We start from the raw sequence: 21,237 nt of genomic DNA, 5'->3' as shown, positions 1-21,237 counted from the left end.
GGGGCGCCCGGCACCGGCACAATTGCCCGGTGCTCACCGAACTGTTCACGCCCTCCGTCCAGCATGCGCTCGACCTCGTCGGGATCTTCGTCTTCGCGATCTCGGGCGCCCTGCTCGCCGTCCGCAAGAACTTCGATGTCTTCGGCATCGCGGTTCTCGCGGAGGTGACAGCGCTGGGCGGAGGGCTGTTCCGTGACGTGATGATCGGCGCGATCCCGCCCGCCGCCTTCACCGACCTCGGCTACTTCACCACGCCGCTGTTCGCCGCCGTCCTGGTCTTCTTCCTCCACCCGCACGTGGAGCGCATCCAGGTCGGCGTCAACGTCTTCGACGCGGCGGGGCTCGGCCTGTTCTGTGTGACCGGCACGGTCAAGGCGTACGAGTACGGCCTCGGGCTCACCGCGTCGGCGGCGCTGGGCCTGGCCACCGCGGTCGGCGGCGGTGTGCTGCGCGACGTGCTGGCCAACGAGGTGCCCTCCCTGCTGCGCTGGGACCGCGACCTGTACGCGGTGCCCGCGATCGTCGGCGCGACCATGGTCGCCCTGTGCATCCGCTTCGACACCCTCAACGCCCTGACCAGCGGGATGGCCGTGATCGCCGCGTTCGCCCTGCGGCTGCTGGCGCTGCGTTTCCACTGGCGGGCGCCCCGCGCGTACAACCGCTCCTCCGCCCGCGCCGAGAAAGGATCGGCGGCCACCTAGCTGGCTGGAGTCTTCCGCGCGGTGATCCGACCCACAAAAAGCTACCGCTCAGTAGCGAGGTCCATGTACCGTGCATGCCATGGCACAGGCAGCGACTGAGGCGGCGCAGACCGCGCGGGCAACCATCGGCGACAGCGAGTTCGACCGGGACACCGCGGTCACCCCGCGCGAGGAGGGCGTCTACGACGCCGAACTCTCCGCCGGCTGGACCATCATCCACGCCGTCAACGGCGGTTACCTGCTGGCCCTGCTCGGCCGGGCCCTGGGCCAGGCGCTGCCGCACTCCGACCCGTTCTCCGTCTCGGCGCACTACCTCACCGCCTCCGCGCCCGGCCCGGCCGTGATCCGCACCCAGGTCGTCCGCACCGGCCGCACCCTCTCCACGGGCCAGGCCTCCCTCTTCCAGTACGCCGAGGACGGCAGCGAGATCGAGCGCATCCGCGTCCTGGCCACCTACGGCGACCTGGACGCGCTCCCCGACGACGTCCGCACGACGGCCCTGCCGCCGGCCATGCCCGACCGGGACCACTGCCTCGGCCCGAGCGACGGCGCGCCGAACATTCCCGGCAGCTCCGCCATCACCGACCGCCTGGACATCAAGCTCGACCCGGCGACCGTCGGCTGGGCCGTCGGAGCCCCGTCCGGCAAGGGCGAGATGCGCGGCTGGTTCGGCCTGGCCGACGGCCGCGACCCGGACCCGCTGTCGCTGCTGCTCACCGTGGACGCCCTGCCGCCGACCTCCTTCGAGCTGGGCCTGGCCGGCTGGACCCCCACCGTCGAGCTGACCGCCCACATCCGCTGTCGCCCCGCCCCGGGCCCGCTGCGCGTCTCCATCACCACCCGCAACCTCGCGGGCGGCTTCCTGGAGGAGGACGCGGAGGTCTGGGACAGCGCCGACCGCCTCGTCGCCCAGTCCCGCCAGCTGGCCAAGGCCCCGCGACACACGGGCTGAGGGCGCGCTTCACTCCCAGACCGCGGACTCCGGATCGACGCCGTTGGCCTCGGCGTTCGCGGCGATCACCTCGCACAGCCAGCCGCCGAGCCCCGGCGCGATCGCGTCGTAGTGCGCGACGTAGCCGGGGTCGGTGGCATACGTCCGGCCGATGCAGACCTGCAGGGCGTACGTGCAGTCGAAGTACGTCGAGATCTGCGCGCGATGCCGCTCCGCGAGGGCGTCCGCGACCTCTGACCCGGGAGCGACGCCCGTACGGTACGCGGTGGCGAGGTCGGCGGTCAGGGCCTCGACCGCCGCCGCCACGCCCTTCCAGTCCTCGCGGCTCATCCGGGCCGCCCGCTCCTCGTACTGCGCCCACTGCGCCGTGCCGCCCCAGCGCTCCTCGGCCACCTCGGTCCGGGCGGGCTCCCAGTCGGCCCCGAAGATCTCCACCTGTTCCTCGGGCGTCAGACGGATCCCCGGCTTCGACTCCAGCAGCATGCGGTCCACCGCGCCGACCATCCGCTCCAGCCGGGAGATCCGCTCCGCTAGCTGCCCCCGCTGCCGCCGCAGATGCTCGCGCGCGTCGACCTCCGGGTCGTCCAGGAGGCGCCCGATCTCGGCGAGCGGGATGCCGATCTCCCGGTAGACGAGGACCCGGTGCAGCCGGGCGACGTCGTCGTCCCCGTACACCCGGTACCCGGCCCTCGTACGCCCGCCCGGCCGCACCAGCCCGATCCCGTCCCAATGGTGCAGCGTCTTCACACTGACCCCGACGAGCCCGGCCGTCCGGCCGACGGTCAGGCCGTCGGCGGGAGGTTCCTCGGGTCCCCGCTCCTCGCTCCTCATCGGTCCAGTCTCCCGGAACCGGAGGCAAAGGCCCCCGGGCCGGGTCACGCGGCGGTCGGCACGCCCGCGTGTCCGAGAACCTCGCGCGCCGGCAGGGCGACGCTCGCGGCGGCGGTCAGCCCGGAGGCCGCGAGGTGGGCGTCGGCGAAGCGCAGCCCGGCCGCGTACCCGGCGAAGTCCGGCAGCCCGACCGGCTCCTGCCCCAGTCGGCGGGCGGTGCGGTCGCCGAACACGTACGGGGACAGGTTCCGCATGCCCGCGACGTCGATCCCGGCCGCCACCTTCGCGCAGGCGTCGTCCAGCTCCGCGCCGGACAGCGAGGTCGCCCAGGGGCCCATGGCGTCCTCGCCCGCCAGCTCCCGCACGAAGGCCTCGGCCAGCCCCTCGGCCACGACCTGCTCGCCGACGGTGACCGCCATCGGGTCCCAGTCCACATTGGCGTAGCGGACGTTGTGGTGCAGCTCGTGGGCGGCGGCGTGCTCGATCTTGGCGAGGGCAGTCGCGGTGGGCCACATCATCAGCAGGATCGCGCCCGGGATGCCGCCGAGGCCGAAATAGCCCTGGTTGAGGCGCATCATCGGGTCGTCCGGGTCGCCGAGCACCAGAACCACGTGCACGGTGCCGGCGGTCCGCGCACTGGGCGCCGCCGCGCTCAGCCGCTCCCGCGCGGCGGCGAGGGAATCCTCGATCCGCTGCCACACCCGGGCCTCCCGCATCCGCTCCAGGGCCTCCCGGTGGCGGGAGTCGTCCCGGTCGAGGGGGAACCCGCTGCCCGCGCGGTGCCTCTCGACCAGGTCTCCGACCCCCACCAGGGACATCACCTCCTGCAACGGGGCGAGCATCTCGCGCAGGGCGTCGGATCGTTGGGCCGCGGGGCGGCGCAGGAGGTCGAGGAGTGCGGAGGCGGTGTCATGGACGACGATCTTCATACCCGGGGACCGTAGGGCCTCCTGTTACGGGAGGGTCAAGGGCGGTCGCACCAGCCGCCCGGGGCGCGCCCCGGGCATCGCCGACCTCGCCGACCTCGCCGTGCTCGCCGTTCCGGGTCACCGTCAACGGCACGGCCTCCTGGAGTCCCGGCGGCGGACGCACGGCCCCGACGCGGCCCCGCGAGCCGCCCTGCCCGTACCGGATCGGGCTCCGGGCGGGGCTTTTGGCCGGCCTCCGAGCCGGTCCACGGCACCCAGGGCCGGGCGTCCGGGGGCGTGCGCGGGGGTCCGGCCGTGACGCGCCCGGCATGCGCCCCACCCCGGGCTCGTAGAATCGGCTCCACCATGGCTTACCTCGACCACGCCGCGACCACCCCGATGCTTCCCGAAGCGATCGAGGCGATGACCGCCCAGCTCTCCGCCACCGGCAACGCGTCCTCACTCCACGCCGCCGGCCGCCGGGCCCGCCGTACCGTCGAGGAGTCCAGAGAAGCCCTCGCCGACGCCCTCGGCGCACGCCCCAGCGAGGTGGTCCTCACCTCCGGAGGCACGGAGGCCGACAACCTCGCCGTGAAGGGCCTCTACTGGTCCCGGCGCGACGCCGACCCCCGCCGCACCCGGGTCCTCGCCGGTCCCGTCGAACACCACGCGGTCCTGGACGCCGTCGACTGGCTCGCGGAGCACGAGGGCGCGACCGTCGACTACCTCCCGGTCGACCGCCACGGCCGGGTCCACCCCGAGGACCTGCGCGAGGCGATCCTCCGCGACCCCGACGACGTCGCGATGATCACCGTGATGTGGGCCAACAACGAGATCGGCACCATCATGCCGGTCCGCGAACTGGCAGCGGTGGCGGCCGAGTTCTCCATCCCCATGCACGCCGACGCGGTCCAGGCCTTCGGTCAGCTGGAGGTCGACTTCGCCCGCTCCGGACTGGCCGCGATGACGGTCAGCGGGCACAAGATCGGCGGCCCCTTCGGGATCGGCGCGCTGCTGCTGGGCCGCGACCACACCCCCGTACCCGTCCTGCACGGCGGCGGCCAGGAGCGGCACGTGCGCTCCGGCACCCTGGACGTGCCCGCCGTCGCCTCCTTCGCGGTCGCCGGACGGCTGGCGGCCGAGCGGCGCGAGCAGTTCGCCCGGCGCGTGGGCTCCCTGCGCGACGACCTCGTGGCCGCCGTGCGCCGGGCCGTGCCGGACGCCGTGCTCGGCGGCGACCCGGAACCGGCCGGACGCCTCCCGGCCAACGCCCACTTCAGCTTCCCGGGCTGCGAGGGCGACTCCCTCCTCCTGCTGCTGGACGCCCAGGGCATCGAGTGCTCCACCGGCTCCGCCTGCACCGCCGGGATCGCCCAGCCCAGCCACGTCCTGCTCGCCACCGGCACCGATCCGGAGCTGGCCCGGGGCACCCTGCGCTTCTCGCTCGGCCACACCTCGACCGAGGACGACGTGAAGGCGCTGGCCGAGGCGATCGGCCCGGCGGTGGAGCGGGCGAGGACGGCCGGGCTCAGCTGACGGCAGGGCTCAGCCGGACGCCCGGGAGCCGTCAGGCGCCGCTACGCCTTCGCCGACGGCGTGGGGGAAGGGCTGGGCGGCGCCGTCGCGGCCCGGCGCACCAGCTCCAGATAGCGGTCCCAGTCCCAGTGCGGGCCCGGGTCCGTGTGGTCGGTGCCGGGCACCTCCACGTGCCCGATGATGTGCTCCCGGTCGACGGGTATGCCGTGCCGCGCGCAGATCGACGCCGTGAGCCGCGCCGAGGACTCGTACATCGCCTTCGTGAGGTCCTTCGGCCGGTCCACGAACCCCTCGTGCTCGATGCCGACACCGCGCTCGTTGTACGCGCGGTCGCCCGCCTGGTACGCCACGTCGAGCTCGCGGATCATCTGCACCACCCGCCCGTCCTGCCCCACGATGTAGTGCGTCGCGGCCTGGTGGGCGGGGTCCTGGAACACCCGCACCGCACTGGCGAAGCTGCCCTGGGTGACATGGATGATCACGCGGTCGATCGTGAAGTCGTCCGGCCGGTCCGCCCGCCGCCAGTTCGCCTCCGACGCGGCCACCCAGGTCGCCCCCGCGTAGTCCAGCTCGCCCGGCTTCCGGGGCTTCTCGACCCCGGGCACCTGCCACCACAGGCGCTTGACCTGGTCGTGCGCGAGCACGGCGGCGGTACCGGCGGCCGCCACCGCACCGCTGCCGATCAGCAGCGCGCGCCGGCTGACGCCGTTCGCCGGCTTCTTCCGCGAAGACGAGCCCGAAGACTTTCGCGCGCCCCGGGTACTTCCGTTGTTCCCCATGTGATCGTCAACGCATATCCGCGAGCGTTCGGTTCCCGGCGACCCGTACCCTGGAGGAGCTATGACTCAGACTTCCCAGCGCCCCCTGCGTGTCCTCGCCGCGATGTCGGGCGGCGTGGACTCCGCCGTCGCCGCGGCCCGTGCCGCCGAGGCGGGCCACGACGTGACCGGTGTCCACCTCGCCCTGTCCGCGAACCCCCAGTCCTTCCGGACCGGGGCGCGCGGGTGTTGCACCATCGAGGACTCCCGGGACGCCCGCCGCGCGGCCGACGTCATCGGTATCCCCTTCTACGTCTGGGACCTGGCGGAACGCTTCCGCGAGGACGTCGTCGAGGACTTCGTCGCGGAGTACGAGGCCGGGCGCACCCCCAACCCCTGCCTGCGCTGCAACGAGAAGATCAAGTTCGCCGCGCTGCTCGACAAGGCCCTCGCCCTCGGCTTCGACGCCGTGTGCACCGGCCACTACGCCACCGTCGTACTCACCGAGGACGGCAGCCGCGAGCTGCACCGCGCCTCCGACATGGCCAAGGACCAGAGCTATGTGCTCGGCGTCCTGGACGAGAAGCAGCTCGCCCACGCCATGTTCCCGCTCGGCGACACCCTCACCACCAAGGACGAGATCCGCGCCGAGGCCGAGCGCCGGGGCCTGGCCGTAGCCAAGAAGCCCGACAGCCACGACATCTGCTTCATCGCCGACGGCGACACCCAGGGCTTCCTGGCGAACCGCCTCGGCGGCCCGGCCGAGGGCGACATCCTCGACGAGTCCGGTACGAAGCTGGGCACCCACGAGGGTACTTTCGGCTTCACCATCGGACAGCGCAAGGGCCTGAAGATCGGCCACCCGGCCCCCGACGGCAAGCCGCGCTACGTCCTCGACATCTCCCCGGTGAACAACACCGTCACCGTCGGCCCCGTCGAGGCCCTCGACGTGACCGCCCTGACCGCCATCAAGCCCCGCTGGTGCGGAACGCCCCCGTCCGGCCCCGGCACGTACACCGCCCAGCTCCGCGCCCACGGCGGCGAGACCGAGGTCACGGCCGAGCTGGTGGACGGCACGGAGCTGAACGTCACCTTCACCGAGCCGGTCCGGGGCGTGGCCCCCGGCCAGGCGGTCGTCCTGTACGACGGCACGCGCGTGGTCGGCTCGGCCACCATCGCCACGACGTCCCGGCGTGAGCGGGTGGCGACGGGCGGCTGACGCCGGGGCCCCCGGCCGGACCGGCCGGAGGGCAGCCCCGCGCCGGCCGGCGCGGGAGAAGGCCTACGACGCCTGCCGGTACGCGTACACGTCCTTGGCGAAGAACTCCGCCAGCACCGGCGCGAGCACCTGGGGCGCCACCTCGCGCATCTGGCCCGTCAGCGTGCGGTGCCGGCCGCGCGGCAGCGCCTCGGCCAGGGCCCGGGTCGCCGCACGCGCCGGGGGGCTGCTGAAGCCGCCGCAGATCACCAGCGTCCGGGCCGCTACGGCCGCGAACCTCTCGACCGGGACCGCCCCGTCGCCCAGCAGGGCGTCGTCGTAGGCCAGGGTGTGCGCCATCGCCTCCAGCTCCGTCCACAGCGGGGTGCGCCGCATCCGGGCGGCCGTCTCCTCCGCGACACCCGTCATCGACAGGAACAGCTCCACCGCCCCGCCCCGGTCCCCGGCCGCCAGCAGCCGGTGCAGCCGGGCCGTGCAGCGGGCCTTGAACAGCAGCCCCGACGCGCCCGGCGTATAGGGCGGCTCGTACACGGCGAGCAGCTCCACCGGCAGCCCGGCGGCGACCGCCTCCAGGGCCAGTGCCCCGCCCGACGACATCCCGAACACCGAAGCGCCCGCCCCGGCGGCCCCGACGACGGCGGTCAGATCCTCGACCTCCCGCGCCACGGAGCCGCGCCCGGCGTCACCGCTGGCGCCCCGGCCCCGGCGGTCGTAGGTGAGCACCATGAAGCGCGGAGCGAGCAGAGCGGCCAGCGGCGCGTCGGCAGCCGACGCGCTCAGCGCGCCGCCGACCAGCACCAGCGGCGGGCCGTCGCCCTGGCGTCGGTAGGCGATCGGCGTGCCGTCGGCGGAGAGAATCCTGTCCATGGGAGAGGAGACCGGGTCGGTCCGGCAAACTCATCGCTCCACCCGAAAAAACTTTACGGGCGAGCGTCCGGCAGTCAGTCGGCCACCGTCTCCGCCGCGTAGAAGCAGAAGTGGTCCTTGATTGTCGCGACTTCGGGCTTCGGGTCCGGGTAGGCCCAGACGAGATCGTCGGCCCCGGGTCGGGACCAGTAGGAGGCGTCCCCCTTGAACGGGCAGTGGGTGGAGGTGTCCGACGGGGAGAGGAGGTCGGTGCGGACGTCCTCGGGCGGCAGGTAGTAGCGGACCGGACAGCCCGTCTCGCGGAGCACGAGCGGGCGGCGGCTCTCGGCCAGAAGCTGTCCGTCGTGCACCACCCGGACGTGCTCGGTGCCCGGCTCGACGGTGATGCGGTGTCCTCGCGTGGCAGTCATGCCTGTTTCAGCGGTGTACGAGGCCGTGTTCTTCCCCGTACGCCGAACCCTCCCCCCAACGGGTGGCCGAGGAAGTCTACGGTTGCCCCATGAACATCTGCGTCTTCCTCTCCGCCGCCGACCTCGACGACCGCTACACCGTGCCTGCCCGGGAGTTCGCCGAGCTGCTCGGCAGGGGCGGGCACACCCTCGTCTGGGGCGGATCGGAGCGCGGGCTGATGAAGGTCGTCGCGGACGGCGTGCAGGCGGCGGGCGGACGGCTCGTGGGCGTATCGGTGGAGTTCCTCGCCGCGAGCGCCCGGAAGAATGCCGACGAGATGGTGATCGCCCGCGACCTCGCCGAGCGCAAGGCGCTCCTCCTGGAGAAGGCCGACGCCGTCGTGATCATGGTCGGCGGAACCGGGACACTCGACGAGGCCACCGAGATCCTGGAGCTGAAGAAGCACGGCAAGCACACCAAGCCGGTCGTCCTGCTGAACACGGCGGGCTTCTACGACGGGCTGCGCCAGCAGTTCCAGCGCATGGAGGACGAGGGCTTCCTGCCCATCCCCCTGACCGACCTGGTCTTCTTCGCCAAGGACGGCGTCGGCGCGCTCGCCTACCTGGAGGAGTCCGCCGGCCACCAGTGAGGAGCGGCGGCCGCCAGACGGCTGCCGCACCCGCCCCCAAGCGCACCGTGCTGCTGTCGACGACATGGGCGCCCGTGGCCGAGCCCGGCATCCAGCACGCACCGGGGAGAGGATCGTGGGCCGCGTGCGTAGCCCGCCTGCGCCGTCTCGGTGGCGCTCCGGTTCGACTGCGGCGAGCGTGGAGACGGCTTGTGGAACCCTGCGGGCCGTCTCGCGGTGAGGAGCAAACGATGTCGGAACGCAATACCGTCCTGCGCAGTGTCCACGATCTGGGCCTGGCGGCCTGGTTCGGCGGGTCGTTGATGGGCGCTGTCGGTCTGAACGGCGCTGCCGGGAACGAGGGGCCGGGAGAGGCCTCCAGGATCGCCGGCGCGGGCTGGGCGAAGTGGACACCGGTGAACGCGGTGGCCATCGGCGCGCACCTGATCGGCGGCACCGGGCTGCTGGCCGCCAACGCCGCCCGGGTGCAGAACCAGCAGGGAGTCGCAGCCTCGACACTGGCCAAGACCGTGCTGACCGGGGCGGCGCTGGCCGCAACCGCCTACAGCCGAGTGCTGGGCAAGAAGATCGAGCTGTCCGCGTCCGGGGACCCGGAGGACCTGGAGAAGGCGAGCAGTCACCCCGTAGACCTGGACAAGGCCCGCAGCCACCTGGCGCTGATGCAGTGGGCCATCCCGGCCCTGACCGGTGCCGTCGTCGTGCTCAACGCCCTGCACGGAGAGCAGCAGCGCCCCCTCCAGCAGAAGGTCGGAATGATGCAGAGGGCCGCGTCCCAGGTGCATGTGCCGCACCTCGGCCACCGCTGCTGACCCTGCCTCCGGCCCGCCGCACCCGCGGACCTGACCCGGTCGGCGTTCCGCCCGCGGCGCGGGTGAGCCCAAGGCCGAACCACCGGGCAAGCCTGCGCCCTGTCGGCAGAGCGTGGAAAGCTGGGGCACATGCACGGAAACGAAGAGGTGCCGCGCGGCCGGATCTACGGACAGGACCATCCGCGGTCCGGTCCGGTACCCGGCCGCGACTACGCCGAACTGGTCGGCGGCCCGCTGGACGGCGTACTGCTCGACATCACCGGCTGGACAGCGGACGAACTCCAGACCGGCGCCGCGCTGATGACCGAGGCGGGTCGGTTTGGACCCGGCGGCCGCGCCCTGTACGGTCCGCGCTCCGGCGAGCGGAACCGCTGGGACTGGTCCGGCGACACACCCTGACGGCCGGCCTCTCGCACCGGCGCACCAGGTTGGGAGAACAGCCACCCTGCGTGCGCCGTTCGTTCGCGCTCACGCCCGGAGGGAGAAGCCCGAGCCCCCGGGGGAGGCCGGGGAGCTGACCGGCATGGTCCACCATGCCGACTACCGGGCGGGCATGCTGGGTGTCGGGGCCGGCTCGGTGAAGTAGTCGGCGTCCTTGGGACGGGTGCGGGTCGGTCCCGTGGGCCGGGGGGCCGGTTCGAGGTGGGGGATGTGTTTGGAGCAGTGCACGTAGGCCTCGTGGAGGGTGACGTGCGTCCACAGCACGGGGTGCCGTCCGGGGGCGGCGTCGGCGGGTATCCAGGGGTGCGTGGTGCGTAGCTGCTGGTCGTCGACGAGCTGGGCGGAGCCGTTGACGTGCAGTCCGATGTGCTCGTGGGTGAAGTCCATGAAGAGCAGTCCGATGTGCGGGTTCTCGGTGATGTTGCCGGCGCTGGCCAGGACGCCGTTTCCGCGGTATTCGGGGTAGGCCAGGGTGCGGTCGTCCAGCACGGCGACGAACCCGGGAGGGCCGGCGCGGAAGGTGGCGTCGCAGTGCCCTCGGGAGTCGGCTGTGGAGAGGAAGACCATCGACTGGCGGCCGATGAAGTCACGCATGGCCGTGGTGAGGTAGGGGTGGACCTGCCGACTGTAGAAGGCGTCGGCGCGTTCTCCGGTGCCCAGGTGGGACTGCAGCAGACGTTCTCCCCGCGAGGGGGTGGTGTGGGGGCGGGTCACAGCTGGTCGAACTCCTGACTGGGCTGGGGTGGAGCGAGGGGGGCGTCGAGAACGGGGGTGTCGAGTGGGTCGTGGTGGATGTGCTGTGGGGGTGTGCCGTGGCGCAGAAGCGTGTGCACCGTTGCGGCGACCATGTCGGGGGGGCCGCACAGGAAGGCCTCGTGCTGGTCCCAGGGGCCGAACTCCCGCAGGACCTGCGGAAGTGTGCCCTGCTGCCCGGCGATCTCCTGGTGCGAAACGGCCGCTCGGACGGACAGCCAGTGGTGACGCTGGGCCAGGCGCAGCATGTCGTCGAGGCCGTACAGCTCCTGGGCGGTCCGCGCTCCGACGAAGAGGTCGGCGTAACGGCGCATGCCGGAGGCGGCCGCTTCCTCCAGCAGAGCGCGGATGGGCGCGAGGCCGGTCCCGCCGGCCACCAGCAGCAGGTTGCGGTCGCCCGCAGACGCCAGGGTCATCTCGCCCTGGGGCGGTCCGATCCGCACTCGATGCCCCGGGGCGGCGTGGTGGACCAGCGCGTTGCTGACCAGCCCCCGGTGGACGGCCCGGACGTGGAACGTGAGCGTGTGGTCCGTGCGCGGCGGGTGGGCGGGGGAGAAGTGGCGCCAGGCGCGGGGGTACCAGGGGGTCTCCACGCTCACGTACTGGCCGGCGACGTATGGGTAGGGCAGGTCGGGCTGCACGGTTATTTCGGCGATGCCGTGTCCGCGGTACTCGTGGCGGACGATCTCCGCCTCCCAGGAGGCCGGCCGTAGTCGGGTGTCGTCTGCGGCGGCCGCGATCATGACCTGGGCGGCGACGGTGTACGCGTGTGTCCAGGCGGCGGCGATCTCAGGGTTCCACGCGGTTCCCGCATAGCGGGCCAAGGAGGCCACCAGGCACTCGCCCACCGCCGGGTAGTGGGCTTCCAGGGTTCCGAACTTCCGGTGGTCCCGCCCCAGGCGCGAGCAGAACCGCACGAGGTTGTCGATGTCGTCGACGAGGTCGATGATGCGCAGCAGCCCGCGCAGCAGCCGGTCGCGCTGGACGTCCATGTTGTCCGGAAAGAGTTCTCGTACCCCGGGATAGCGGGCGAAGAGGATGGCGTAGAAGTAGACGGTCATTTCCGAGGCCTGCGGAGCGACCGCGGACAGGCTCGTTCGGACCAGGGAGATTTCCCGGTCGGTGAGCGGGGAGGGCGTCACGGCCGCCTCTCGGACAGGGGCAGGCGGCGCAGCTCACTTATCTGTCGGGCAGGAACGGTGTGGGGGGAGCCAGGTGTCCTGTGTGGGGAGGGGGCCACCGGGCATACCAGATGTGCTGACAAGAAAGACATTCGCAATCGTAGTGGGGAGTTCCAATCGGCTCAGGTCCAGAGCCTCGAGTTGTGGTCTGTGAACGAGCCATTGTGCACGGCGGGAAACGGGACCGGAGCCCTGCCCCCCGGGGAAGCCTTGCATGAGCGTGGGCCACAGCGAGGGTTGGCGACTGGCCCGTTCCAGGACGGCGAAGTGGGGCGCAGTGCTGCGGCGGCATTTGCTGATCCCCGCCGGGCCCCCGCGGTGACAGCTCGCTCAGCACTGCGGCGCAACCCGGCCGATGCGCCGCCGAGTTACGCCGCTCCAGCATCGACGGCATCGACGGCCCCGGCGGACCACCAGCGGGAGACGCGGCCCCCCGCCCGGCCGGACGCGGACACGCTCGTCGCTCGTCGCCGAATGGGGTGGCGCGGGGGCGTTCGGTAGGGTTCCGGGGTGCTGACTGTCCGGTCGGTGCCTTGCTTGGGGGAAGACGAGACGAGGGACATGCCGGAACAAGCGATCCTGCCTGCGATAGCACCGAGCGAGCCTTCGGCCGTGTCGGTCGAGACGGCGCGGATGGCGGCGGTGCACCGTTATGACATTCTCGACACTCCTCCGGACGGCGCCTACGACAGAGTCGCGGCGCTGGCGGCGCGATTGTTCGAGGTGCCGGTGGCGACGGTGACGATCGTGGATGAGGATCGGATCTGGTTCAGGGCCGCACACGGGCTGGAAGGCGTCAGCGAGATCGGCCGCGATCCCGGACTGTGTGCCTCGGCGGTGCTCATCGATGAGGCCACTGTGATCCCCGACACCTTGCTGGATTCCGTGGCCTGCTCCAACCCGCTGGTCGCCGGCCCGATGGGGGTGCGCTTCTACGCCGCTGCTCCGATCACCACCGCCGACGGGTACCGGCTGGGCACGGTGAACATCCTCGACACCCGACCTCGTGAGATCAGCGAGGCCGATGCCTCCATCCTCGGGGACCTGGCCTCGATGGTGGGTGATCAGCTGGAGCTGAGGCTCTCCGCGTTGAAGGCGGTACGTGCCGAGCAGGAGCGCCGCCGGGTCGAGGAGGAAAGGCGCCAGGCGGAGGAAAAGGCCCGCCGGCGTGCGGAGCGGGACAAGGCGGCCATCGCCGCGTTCGCGTCCACCCTGCAGCGCACCCTGGTGCCTCCCGCGCTGCCCGCGGTACCGGGGCTGGAGCTGGCCTGTCACTACAAGACGGCCTCACCGCAGGAGGTGGGCGGTGACTTCTACGACGTCTTTCCCGTGAGCGGGGGGCAGTGGGCGTTTTTCCTGGGCGATGTGTGCGGCAAGGGTGCCGAAGCGGCCTCGGTCACCTCGCTGATCCGCTATACGCTGCGGGCCGCGGCCCTGGTCGACGCCGACCCGGTGGCCGCACTGAAAGCCCTGAACACGACGCTGCTGCTGGACGCGGCGGTCGGTACGCGCTTCTGCACCGCCGTCTTCGGCCTGCTGGACCCGGCCCGAGGCGGCGGTTTCACGGTCACACTGGCCACCGGCGGTCACCCGCCCGCCTACCACCTCAGTCCCGTCGAGGGGGGCGATGTGCGGGTCGAGGCTGCCCGCGCCCACGGTGGCATGCTGGTCGGCGCGTTCGCCGAAGCAGCCTTCGCCTCACACACCCTGCACCTGGCACCCGGCGAGGGGTTGCTGCTGTACACCGACGGGCTGACCGAGGCCCGCACCGCCGATGGCCACATGCTCGACGACACCGGCCTGACGGAATTCCTGGCCCAGCGGCCGGCACCGGTCAGCGCCGGCGCCCTGATCGACGACACTGTCGCGCTCCTGGACACACTCCCCGACACCGAGCGCGACGACGTCGCGTTGCTGGCTCTTTCCGTCCCCACCCCCGATGCCGCTCCCGCAGGCATCACCACCACCGCTCACATCGCCGCCGCCCCGACCGCCGACGTCTCCGTCAGGCAGGAGAACCGACGCCCATGACCGACGCGTTCCACATCGACGTCCCGCACACCGACGGCACCCTGGCCGTGATCGCACTGTCCGGCGATTTCGACAACACCACCGCACCCGCAGTGCGGGCCCGCGCCCTGGAGCTCATCGCGGCCGGCCACCCCGACCTGGTGGCCGACCTGGCGGGCGTCACCTTCTGCGACTCCTCCGGCCTGGGCGCACTCGTGGGCATCTGGCGCTGTGCCGAGGACGCCAACGGTTCCCTGACTCTGGCGGCCATCCCCGGCCGACTGGGCCGCCTGCTCAGCGTCACCGGCATGGACACTTTTCTGCCCGCTCACCCCAGCGCCGAGGCCGCGCTCGCCGCCCGCCAGGGCAACCGCACCACCGCCGCCTGAGCACAGTCCGCAGCTGGGAGGGATCGCGGCTGTCGGACTCGGCCGGCCCGCGGCTGATCACGTAGCCGGGGGTCAGGATCACGACGCACCACCACGCCCTCGCCGCCGACAGCCAGTCGGCCGCCGTGCAGCAGCCTCACGGGCCGGAGCACCAGGACGGAAAGGAGCGGGTCCTAGGATCGCCCCATGTCTACCCACCTCATCACCGGCGCCGGTTCCGGCATCGGGGCCGCTGTCGCCCGCCGTCTCCAGGAGCGCGGCGACGATGTCGTCCTGCTCGCCCGCGACGCCGGCCGCGCCAAGGAGTTCGCCGACCGCTACCCGGGCGCGCGCACCCTCGTCGGCGACCTCGGCAACCCCGACCGGCTGTCCTGGGCGTTCGGCCAGCAGTCCATGCCCGAGCGGATCGACACCCTGCTGCACATCGCGGGCGTCGTCGAGCTCGGCGAAGTCGGCGAGCTCACCCCCAAGGCCTGGCACTTCCAGCTCAACGCCAACCTGATCGCCCCCGCCGAGATCACCCGCCTTCTGCTCCCCCAGCTCCGTGTCTCCCAGGGCCAAGTCCTGTTCGTGAACTCCGGGGCAGGGCTCGCCGCCCACGCCGGGTGGAGCGCGTACGCCGCGAGCAAGCACGGCCTCAAGGCGCTCGCCGACTCCCTGCGCCACGAGGAGCACGGCAACGGGGTGCGCGTCACCACCGTCTACCCGGGCCGCACCGCCAGCCCCATGCAGGCCAAGGTGCACCAGCAGGAGGGCAAGGAGTACGACGCGGCCCGCTGGATCGACCCCGAGTCGGTGGCCACCACGATCCTGATGGCGATCGACCTGCCGCGCGACGCCGAGGTCAACGACCTCACCGTCCGCCCCGGCCGCTGACGTCCCGGGGAGCCGCTGACATCCCGGGGAGCAGGTCTCCCGCCCCGGACCGTAGGCTTCCCGCGTGAGCGAGAAGAGCAAGTTCAGCGGGTGTCCGGCGACCGGCATCGGGTCGATGCCCGGAGGAGACGCGAGGGAGGCGGCGAAGACCGTCACCGGCTCCTTCGCCGACGGGCAGGGCATGCCGTACCTGGCGGAACTGCCCGCGCGCGGGCCGGGCGCCGACATGATCGGCCGGACCATCGGCATGCTCGTCGAGATGTACGGACACGTCGAGCCGAGCGGCTGGCGGATCAGCGACCGGCCCGGCCGCGACACCCGCCGCGCCCGCTCCTGGCTGGGGGAGGACCTGGACGCCCTGGAGGAGTTCACCCAGGGGTACGAGGGCCTGCTCAAGGTCCAGGCCGTCGGCCCCTGGACCCTGGCCGGAGCACTGGAGCTGCGCGGCGGCGAGGCCATGCTGGCCGACCCCGGCGCCTGCCGCGACCTGGCCGGGTCCCTGGCCGAGGGGCTCCGCTCCCACCTCGCGGAGGTCCGCCGCCGCATGCCCGGGGCGCGGGTCGTCCTCCAGCTGGACGAGCCCTCCCTGACCGCCGTCCTGCTGGGCCGGGTCCGCTCCGCCAGCGGGTACCGCACCTACCGGGCCGTCGACCGCCAGGTCGTCGAGGGGACCCTGCGCGACGTCCTCGCCGCGGCGGGCGAGGACGGCACGACGCTTCTCCACTCCTGCGCCCCGGAGGTGCCGTTCGCGCTGCTGCGCCGGGCCGGGGCCGACGGCATCTCCTTCGACTTCTCCTTGCTCACCGAGCGTGAGGAGGAGGCGATCGGGGAAGCCGTCGAAGGCGGCACCCAGCTCTTCCTCGGCGTCGTGCCCTCCACCGACGCCGCTTCGGACGGATTGTCGGACCCGGGCGGTAGCGTCATGGGAGTCAGGACGCTGTGGAGCAGGCTGGGGCTGAATCCGGGGACTCTCGCCGAGTCCGTCACGATCACCCCGTCGTGCGGTCTCGCGGGTGCGTCGCCCGCGTACGCCCGCACCGCGCTCGCCCACAGCGCCCGGGCGGCGAGGTCGCTCGCGGACAACCCTGAGTGACGGGGACGACGGGTACACAGGAGGACGGGACGATGGCGGGCGAAGAGCGGGTGGAGCAGGAGAGCTCGGTTCCGGCGGACGTGCGGGAGAAGCACGCGCTGCTGGCCGAGCAGATCGAGGAGCACCGCTTCCGCTACTACGTGAAGGACCAGCCGGTCGTCAGCGACGGCGAGTTCGACCGGCAGCTGCGCTCCCTGGAGGCCCTGGAGGAGGAGCACCCGTCGCTGCGCACCCCGGACTCCCCGACCCAGAAGGTCGCCGGTCCCTACCGCACGGAGTTCACCTCCGTGGTCCACCGCGAACGCATGCTCTCCCTGGACAACGCCTTCGACGACGAGGAGCTGGCCGCCTGGGCGGACCGGGTCGCCAAGGACGTCGGCACCCCGGACCACCACTTCCTGTGCGAGCTCAAGGTCGACGGCCTCGCCGTCAACCTCACCTACGAGCAGGGCCGCCTGACTCGGGCGGCGACCCGCGGCGACGGCCGCACCGGCGAGGACATCACCCCCAACGTCCGGACCATCGCCGAGATCCCGCACCGGCTGAAGGGCGAGGACATCCCCGCTCTCGTCGAGATCCGCGGCGAGGTCTTCTTCCCCATGGAGGACTTCGAGGAGCTGAACGCCCGGCTGGTCGCCGCCGACGACAAGCCCTTCGCCAACCCGCGCAACGCGGCGGCCGGATCGCTGCGCCAGAAGGATCCGAAGGTCACCGCCGTCCGGCCGCTGCACATGGTGGTGCACGGCATCGGCGCTCACGAGGGCCTCAGCATCGACCGCCTCTCCGAAGCCTACGAACTGCTCCACGCGTGGGGCCTGCCCACCGCCCAGCACAACAAGGTCGTCGACTCCCTCGCCGGCGTACGGGAGTTCATCGCGTACTACGGCGAGCACCGGCACTCCGTGGAGCACGAGATCGACGGCGTCGTCGTCAAGCTCGACGAGATCCCGCTCCAGGGCCGCCTGGGCTCCACCTCGCGCGCCCCGCGCTGGGCCATCGCCTGGAAGTACGCCCCCGAAGAGGTCAACACCAAGCTGGTCAACATCCGCGTCGGTGTCGGACGCACCGGCCGCGTCACCCCGTACGCCCAGGTAGAACCGGTCGAAGTGGCCGGCTCCGAGGTCGAGTTCGCCACCCTGCACAACCAGAACGTGGTGAAGGCCAAGGGCGTCCTCATCGGCGACACCGTCGTCATCCGCAAGGCGGGCGAGGTCATCCCCGAGATCCTCGGCCCCGTCGTGGACCTGCGCGACGGCACCGAGAAGGCCTTCGAGATGCCGACCCACTGCCCCGAGTGCGGGACGGAGCTGCGCCCGATGAAGGAGGCCGACATCGACCTCCGCTGCCCCAACGCCCGCACCTGCCCCGCCCAGTTGCGCGAACGCGTCTTCTATCTCGCCGGACGCAAGAGCCTGGACATCGACCACTTCGGCTATGTGGCCGCCGCCGCCCTGACCCGGCCCCTGGAGCCCGCCGAGCCCGTCCTGCGCGACGAGAGCGACCTGTTCTCCCTCACCGTCGACCAACTGCTGCCGATCCGGGCGTACGTCCTGGACCAGGACAGCGGGCTGCCCAAGCGCGACCCGAAGACCGGCGAGGAGAAGATCGCGACGGTCTTCGCCAACCAGCAGGGCGAGCCGAAGAAGAACGCGGTGGCCATGCTGGAAGGCATCGCAGCCGCCAGGGAAGCCCCGCTCGCCCGGATCCTCACCGGGCTCTCCATCCGGCACGTCGGCCCGGTCGCCGCCCAGGAGCTGGCCCGTCAGTTCCGTTCCATCGACCGGATCGACGAGGCGAGCGAGGAGGAGCTGGCCGCCGCCGACGGCGTCGGGCCGACCATCGCGGCCTCGGTCAAGCAGTGGTTCGCCGAGGACTGGCACCGCGAGATCGTGCGCAAGTGGCGCGAGGCCGGAGTGCGCATGGCGGACGAGGGCTCCGAGACGGACGAGGGCCCCCGCCCCCTCGAAGGGCTCACCGTCGTCGTCACCGGCACCCTCGCGGGCCACACCCGCGACGGTGCGAAGGAGGCGCTCCAGGCACGGGGCGCGAAGGTCGCCGGATCGGTGTCGAAGAAGACCGCGTTCGTGGTCGTCGGCGACAACCCCGGCTCCAAGTACGACAAGGCGATGCAGTTGAAGGTGCCCGTGCTGGACGAGGACGGATTCGCGATCCTGCTCGAACAGGGACCCGAACGTGCGAAGGAGGCGGCCCTGCCCGCCCCGGAGGCCGCGCCCGGCACCGACCCGGAGGACAGCGGGGAGTAACCACCCGCCGGACCCGCGTTCGCCCACCGTTCTCCGGATCGAGACGCCTTCGAGACGCTGCCCCGGCGTGGCGCGGCCCGTACGGGGAAGGAATCGGGGCAGAGGGGTGAAGAAGGGGCCGCTGTTCCCCGAATGGCCCTGCCGCGCCACCCGTTCGGGTCAATAGCAGATGGTGACGGGTGGTCGGTTCGCATTCGGGCAAGAGCTGTAGAGCGCTGCCCCTGGAAGCCTTTCGCGGCCTACTGTTGAGAGGTGCGCCCAGCCGTGCACGGCTGCTCGACCGGGCCGTGGCGCCACAGGAGCGGGCGCCACCGAGGGACATCGGCACCGCCGGCTGTGAGAGGGACGGAATGAAACCGACCGAGAGCGCCGCACCGGTGTCGCGGCTGCAAGGTTTCGTCGGCCTCACGCCCCCCGTGGGCGCCGCCGTCGTGGGGTTCGCCGCGGTGCTGCTGGCGGTCGGGTCCTACCGGACCGTCCAACAGGGGCACGCGCTCTTCCCGGACGGGGCGGTGGGCTGGTCCCTCGCCGTGCTCACCGGGATCATCGTCGGCCATCTGGTGGCGCTCGGCCGCGACCGGTGGTGGGGCGGCACCGGCTCGGGCGCCGCCCTCACCCTCGCCGTGCTGCTGCTGTTCGGCTGGCTCCCGGCCGTGCTGGTCAGCCTCGCCGTCGTGGTGCTCGTCGGGACCGCCCGCAGACACCGCTGGTGGCAGGGGCTCCTGCACGGCGGGGTGGACATGCTGGGCATCGGCGCGGCGGCCCTCGTGCTGGCCGCCTTCGGCGAGGTGCCCACCGTCGAGGAACCCTGGCGGCCACTCGACTGGGGCATCGCGGCCGTCCCGGAACTGCTCCTGACGGCATCGACGTATCTGCTCGTCACCCGGGTCCTGCTGTGGTACGCCCAGGCCCCGCACAACGGCGGCCTGCCCACCATCGCCCGTACCGCGATGCTGCGGCAGGGACTCGTCGCCGTCGCGCTCCTCGGGCTCGCCCCGCTGATCTGCGCCGTCGCGATGTCCATGCCCGTCCTGCTGCCGCTCTTCGCGGTGCCGCTGATCGCCCTCGACTCCACGCTCTGGATCGCCCGCGCCCGCGCCGAGGAGCAGCTGCGCGACCCGCTGACCGGGCTGCCCAACCGTCAGTGGCTGCTGGAGCGGACCTGGTCGGCGCTGGAGGACGCGGAGTCCATCGGCACCCGCTCCGCCCTCGTCCTCATCGACCTGGACCGCTTCCGCGCGGTCAACGACACCCTGGGCCACCTGGCCGGCGACCGGCTCCTGCTGCAGATAGCGGAGCGCCTGCGGCTCGCCCTGCCGCGCGGCGCGGAGGCCGCCCGGCTCGGCGGTGACGAATTCGCCGTGCTGCTCCCGCACACCGACTCGACCACCAGCGCCCAGCAGGTCGCCCGCCATCTGGCGGCCGAGCTGTCCTCCCCGCTCGACCTCGACGGACTGACCCTCGTCCTGGAGGCCAGCGCGGGGGTCGCCGTCTACCCCGACCACGCCCTGGACGCCGAAGGCCTGCTGCGGCGGGCGGACGTCGCGATGTACCAGGCCAAGCGGGACCGCACGGGCGTGGAGGTCTACGAGTCCAAGCGGGACAGCAACACCCCCGACCGGCTCGGGCTCCTCGGCGATCTGCGCCGGGCGCTGGACGCGAGCGAGGTCGAGCTGCACTACCAGCCCAAGGTCCGCTTCGACGGGCAGGTCGCCGGTCTGGAGGCGCTGGTGCGCTGGGTGCACCCGGAGCGCGGCCGGGTCCCCCCGGACGAGTTCATCGCGATCGCCGAGTCCTCCGGACTGATGCCGCACCTCACGGAGTACGTCCTGGAGACGGCGCTCGCCCAGGTCGCCCGCTGGCGGGCGCAGGGCCTGTTCGTGCCCGTAGCGGTCAACGTCTCCCCGCGCGACGTCCACACCCCCGGCTTCGCGGGGAGCGTGGCGGCCCGGCTCGCCCGTCACGGTGTGCCCGCGGGAGCGCTCCAACTGGAGATCACCGAGCATGTGCTGCTGGAGGACCCGCAGCGCGCCGCCGACACCCTGGCCGGGCTGACCGCGCACGGCGTGAAGATGTCCCTCGACGACTTCGGCACCGGCTACTCCTCCCTGGTCCACCTGCGCAGACTGCCGGTCAGCGAGCTGAAGATCGACCGGTCCTTCGTGGCCCGGCTGGCGGTCGACCACGAGGACGCGGAGATCGTGCGCTGCACCATCGACCTGGCCCACTCGCTCGGCCTGGTCGTCGTCGCCGAGGGTGTCGAGGACGACGAGACGTGGGAGCGGTTGCGTGACCTCAGGTGCGACGCGGTGCAGGGCTGGCTGGTGGCGGCCGCGATGCCGCCGCAGGAGACGACGGCCTGGCTGCGGGCGCGCGGCGAGCACGGCTGGCGCAGGCCCGCCGAGCTGAAGGCCCAGGCGGCCGCCGCCACCGGCTCGGCCACCGGCTCGATGAACGCGTCGCTGAACGGCGTGGTGAACGGCGTGGTGAACGGCGCGGTGCAAGGCGCGGTGAACGGCGCGGTGAACGGGACGGCGGAGACCGAGAGCCCTGAAGGGCGCGCGCTCGGACAGGGCCGCGCCGCCGGAATGGCGTAGGCGGATCGGGGTG

General features: G+C 72.4%; 20 protein-coding genes. 13 read left to right on the top strand and 7 right to left on the bottom strand.

Annotated features, from left to right (window positions below):
- The first annotated feature begins 29 nt into the window (after positions 1 to 29).
- On the top strand, positions 30 to 701 hold the full coding sequence (locus N7925_RS09145; RefSeq protein ID WP_274343585.1) for a trimeric intracellular cation channel family protein: 672 nt from the start codon (positions 30 to 32) through the stop codon (positions 699 to 701).
- A 79-nt stretch (positions 702 to 780) separates the two neighbouring features.
- Positions 781 to 1,653, top strand: coding sequence for a thioesterase family protein (locus tag N7925_RS09140; RefSeq protein ID WP_265599175.1), 873 nt, complete (start codon positions 781 to 783; stop codon positions 1,651 to 1,653).
- 9 nt (positions 1,654 to 1,662) lie between these two features.
- On the opposite strand, the gene N7925_RS09135 is transcribed toward N7925_RS09140, so the two are convergent.
- Entirely contained in the window at positions 1,663 to 2,484 is an 822-nt protein-coding gene (locus N7925_RS09135) for a MerR family transcriptional regulator (RefSeq protein WP_274343584.1), read from the bottom strand.
- Positions 2,485 to 2,528: 44 nt separating this feature from the next.
- Entirely contained in the window at positions 2,529 to 3,413 is an 885-nt protein-coding gene (locus N7925_RS09130) for a DUF2268 domain-containing protein (RefSeq protein ID WP_274343583.1), read from the bottom strand.
- 345 nt (positions 3,414 to 3,758) lie between these two features.
- On the opposite strand from N7925_RS09130, the gene N7925_RS09125 reads away from it, so the two are divergent.
- Positions 3,759 to 4,928, top strand: a complete 1,170-nt coding sequence (locus N7925_RS09125; RefSeq protein ID WP_265599172.1) for a cysteine desulfurase family protein — start codon at positions 3,759 to 3,761, stop codon at positions 4,926 to 4,928.
- Positions 4,929 to 4,969: 41 nt separating this feature from the next.
- Here N7925_RS09125 and N7925_RS09120 read toward each other — a convergent pair whose 3' ends face one another.
- Positions 4,970 to 5,707 carry an N-acetylmuramoyl-L-alanine amidase gene (locus N7925_RS09120; RefSeq protein ID WP_265599171.1) on the bottom strand — a complete coding sequence of 246 codons (738 nt, stop codon included), beginning with the start codon at positions 5,705 to 5,707 and terminating at the stop codon, positions 4,970 to 4,972.
- Positions 5,708 to 5,768: 61 nt separating this feature from the next.
- On the opposite strand from N7925_RS09120, the gene mnmA reads away from it, so the two are divergent.
- Positions 5,769 to 6,905, top strand: a complete 1,137-nt coding sequence (mnmA, locus tag N7925_RS09115; RefSeq protein ID WP_274343582.1) for a tRNA 2-thiouridine(34) synthase MnmA — start codon at positions 5,769 to 5,771, stop codon at positions 6,903 to 6,905.
- Between the two features lie 63 nt (positions 6,906 to 6,968).
- Here the strand turns inward: mnmA and N7925_RS09110 are convergent, their stop codons facing one another.
- Both N7925_RS09110 and N7925_RS09105 read right to left on the bottom strand, forming a co-directional pair.
- Complete coding sequence (locus tag N7925_RS09110; protein ID WP_274343581.1) at positions 6,969 to 7,772, bottom strand: alpha/beta fold hydrolase; 804 nt, start codon at positions 7,770 to 7,772, stop codon at positions 6,969 to 6,971.
- A gap of 74 nt (positions 7,773 to 7,846) precedes the next feature.
- Complete coding sequence (locus N7925_RS09105; protein WP_265599168.1) at positions 7,847 to 8,182, bottom strand: DUF427 domain-containing protein; 336 nt, start codon at positions 8,180 to 8,182, stop codon at positions 7,847 to 7,849.
- 89 nt (positions 8,183 to 8,271) lie between these two features.
- Here N7925_RS09105 and N7925_RS09100 point away from each other — a divergent pair, with 89 nt between their 5' ends.
- From N7925_RS09100 to N7925_RS09090, 3 genes are all read left to right on the top strand, one after another.
- Positions 8,272 to 8,811 carry a TIGR00730 family Rossman fold protein gene (locus N7925_RS09100; RefSeq protein ID WP_274343580.1) on the top strand — a complete coding sequence of 180 codons (540 nt, stop codon included), beginning with the start codon at positions 8,272 to 8,274 and terminating at the stop codon, positions 8,809 to 8,811.
- 230 nt (positions 8,812 to 9,041) lie between these two features.
- Positions 9,042 to 9,620, top strand: a complete 579-nt coding sequence (locus N7925_RS09095; RefSeq protein ID WP_265599166.1) for a hypothetical protein — start codon at positions 9,042 to 9,044, stop codon at positions 9,618 to 9,620.
- Positions 9,621 to 9,749: 129 nt separating this feature from the next.
- Complete coding sequence (locus tag N7925_RS09090; RefSeq protein WP_265599165.1) at positions 9,750 to 10,019, top strand: hypothetical protein; 270 nt, start codon at positions 9,750 to 9,752, stop codon at positions 10,017 to 10,019.
- A 141-nt stretch (positions 10,020 to 10,160) separates the two neighbouring features.
- Here N7925_RS09090 and N7925_RS09085 read toward each other — a convergent pair whose 3' ends face one another.
- Together N7925_RS09085 and N7925_RS09080 are read right to left on the bottom strand one after the other, a co-directional pair.
- Positions 10,161 to 10,775 (bottom strand): pyridoxamine 5'-phosphate oxidase family protein, encoded by a 615-nt coding sequence (locus tag N7925_RS09085; protein WP_265599164.1) that lies wholly within the window; start codon positions 10,773 to 10,775, stop codon positions 10,161 to 10,163.
- Positions 10,772 to 11,956 (bottom strand): globin domain-containing protein, encoded by a 1,185-nt coding sequence (locus tag N7925_RS09080; RefSeq protein ID WP_274343579.1) that lies wholly within the window; start codon positions 11,954 to 11,956, stop codon positions 10,772 to 10,774. The genes N7925_RS09085 and N7925_RS09080 overlap by 4 nt, the downstream gene beginning before the upstream one ends.
- A 549-nt stretch (positions 11,957 to 12,505) precedes the next feature.
- Between N7925_RS09080 and N7925_RS09075 the strand changes: the two genes are divergently transcribed.
- The 6 genes from N7925_RS09075 to N7925_RS09050 all read left to right on the top strand — a co-directional run bounded on the left by N7925_RS09075 (position 12,506) and on the right by N7925_RS09050 (position 21,224).
- Complete coding sequence (locus tag N7925_RS09075) at positions 12,506 to 14,026, top strand: PP2C family protein-serine/threonine phosphatase (protein WP_274343578.1); 1,521 nt, start codon at positions 12,506 to 12,508, stop codon at positions 14,024 to 14,026.
- Positions 14,023 to 14,394 (top strand): STAS domain-containing protein, encoded by a 372-nt coding sequence (locus N7925_RS09070; RefSeq protein ID WP_265599161.1) that lies wholly within the window; start codon positions 14,023 to 14,025, stop codon positions 14,392 to 14,394. The genes N7925_RS09075 and N7925_RS09070 overlap by 4 nt, the downstream gene beginning before the upstream one ends.
- Positions 14,395 to 14,580: 186 nt before the next feature.
- Positions 14,581 to 15,270 (top strand): SDR family oxidoreductase, encoded by a 690-nt coding sequence (locus N7925_RS09065; RefSeq protein WP_265599160.1) that lies wholly within the window; start codon positions 14,581 to 14,583, stop codon positions 15,268 to 15,270.
- A gap of 64 nt (positions 15,271 to 15,334) precedes the next feature.
- Positions 15,335 to 16,363, top strand: coding sequence for a methionine synthase (locus tag N7925_RS09060; protein WP_274343577.1), 1,029 nt, complete (start codon positions 15,335 to 15,337; stop codon positions 16,361 to 16,363).
- Positions 16,364 to 16,395: 32 nt separating this feature from the next.
- Positions 16,396 to 18,627: an NAD-dependent DNA ligase LigA gene (gene ligA, locus N7925_RS09055; RefSeq protein ID WP_274343576.1), complete on the top strand. Its 2,232-nt coding sequence runs from the start codon at positions 16,396 to 16,398 to the stop codon at positions 18,625 to 18,627.
- 350 nt (positions 18,628 to 18,977) lie between these two features.
- Positions 18,978 to 21,224, top strand: a complete 2,247-nt coding sequence (locus tag N7925_RS09050; protein ID WP_274343575.1) for a putative bifunctional diguanylate cyclase/phosphodiesterase — start codon at positions 18,978 to 18,980, stop codon at positions 21,222 to 21,224.
- Positions 21,225 to 21,237: the final 13 nt, after the last annotated feature.

It is taken from the genome of Streptomyces sp. CA-278952 (assembly GCF_028747205.1).
Taxonomy (GTDB): Bacteria; Actinomycetota; Actinomycetes; order Streptomycetales; family Streptomycetaceae; genus Streptomyces.
Note: the sequence above shows the minus strand (reverse complement) of the source record. Positions and strands in the feature narration are given on the sequence as shown.

Excerpts from the sequence above, each read along its gene's own strand:
- N7925_RS09140 (WP_265599175.1), top strand. The coding sequence starts at position 781 with ATGGCACAGGCAGCGACTGAGGCGGCGCAGACCGCGCGGGCAACCATC.
- N7925_RS09135 (WP_274343584.1), bottom strand. The coding sequence starts at position 2,484 with ATGAGGAGCGAGGAGCGGGGACCCGAGGAACCTCCCGCCGACGGCCTG.
- N7925_RS09130 (WP_274343583.1), bottom strand. The coding sequence starts at position 3,413 with ATGAAGATCGTCGTCCATGACACCGCCTCCGCACTCCTCGACCTCCTG.
- N7925_RS09125 (WP_265599172.1), top strand. The coding sequence starts at position 3,759 with ATGGCTTACCTCGACCACGCCGCGACCACCCCGATGCTTCCCGAAGCG.
- N7925_RS09120 (WP_265599171.1), bottom strand. The coding sequence starts at position 5,707 with ATGGGGAACAACGGAAGTACCCGGGGCGCGCGAAAGTCTTCGGGCTCG.
- mnmA (WP_274343582.1), top strand. The coding sequence starts at position 5,769 with ATGACTCAGACTTCCCAGCGCCCCCTGCGTGTCCTCGCCGCGATGTCG.
- N7925_RS09110 (WP_274343581.1), bottom strand. The coding sequence starts at position 7,772 with ATGGACAGGATTCTCTCCGCCGACGGCACGCCGATCGCCTACCGACGC.
- N7925_RS09105 (WP_265599168.1), bottom strand. The coding sequence starts at position 8,182 with ATGACTGCCACGCGAGGACACCGCATCACCGTCGAGCCGGGCACCGAG.
- N7925_RS09100 (WP_274343580.1), top strand. The coding sequence starts at position 8,272 with ATGAACATCTGCGTCTTCCTCTCCGCCGCCGACCTCGACGACCGCTAC.
- N7925_RS09095 (WP_265599166.1), top strand. The coding sequence starts at position 9,042 with ATGTCGGAACGCAATACCGTCCTGCGCAGTGTCCACGATCTGGGCCTG.
- N7925_RS09090 (WP_265599165.1), top strand. The coding sequence starts at position 9,750 with ATGCACGGAAACGAAGAGGTGCCGCGCGGCCGGATCTACGGACAGGAC.
- N7925_RS09070 (WP_265599161.1), top strand. The coding sequence starts at position 14,023 with ATGACCGACGCGTTCCACATCGACGTCCCGCACACCGACGGCACCCTG.
- N7925_RS09065 (WP_265599160.1), top strand. The coding sequence starts at position 14,581 with ATGTCTACCCACCTCATCACCGGCGCCGGTTCCGGCATCGGGGCCGCT.
- ligA (WP_274343576.1), top strand. The coding sequence starts at position 16,396 with ATGGCGGGCGAAGAGCGGGTGGAGCAGGAGAGCTCGGTTCCGGCGGAC.
- N7925_RS09050 (WP_274343575.1), top strand. The coding sequence starts at position 18,978 with ATGAAACCGACCGAGAGCGCCGCACCGGTGTCGCGGCTGCAAGGTTTC.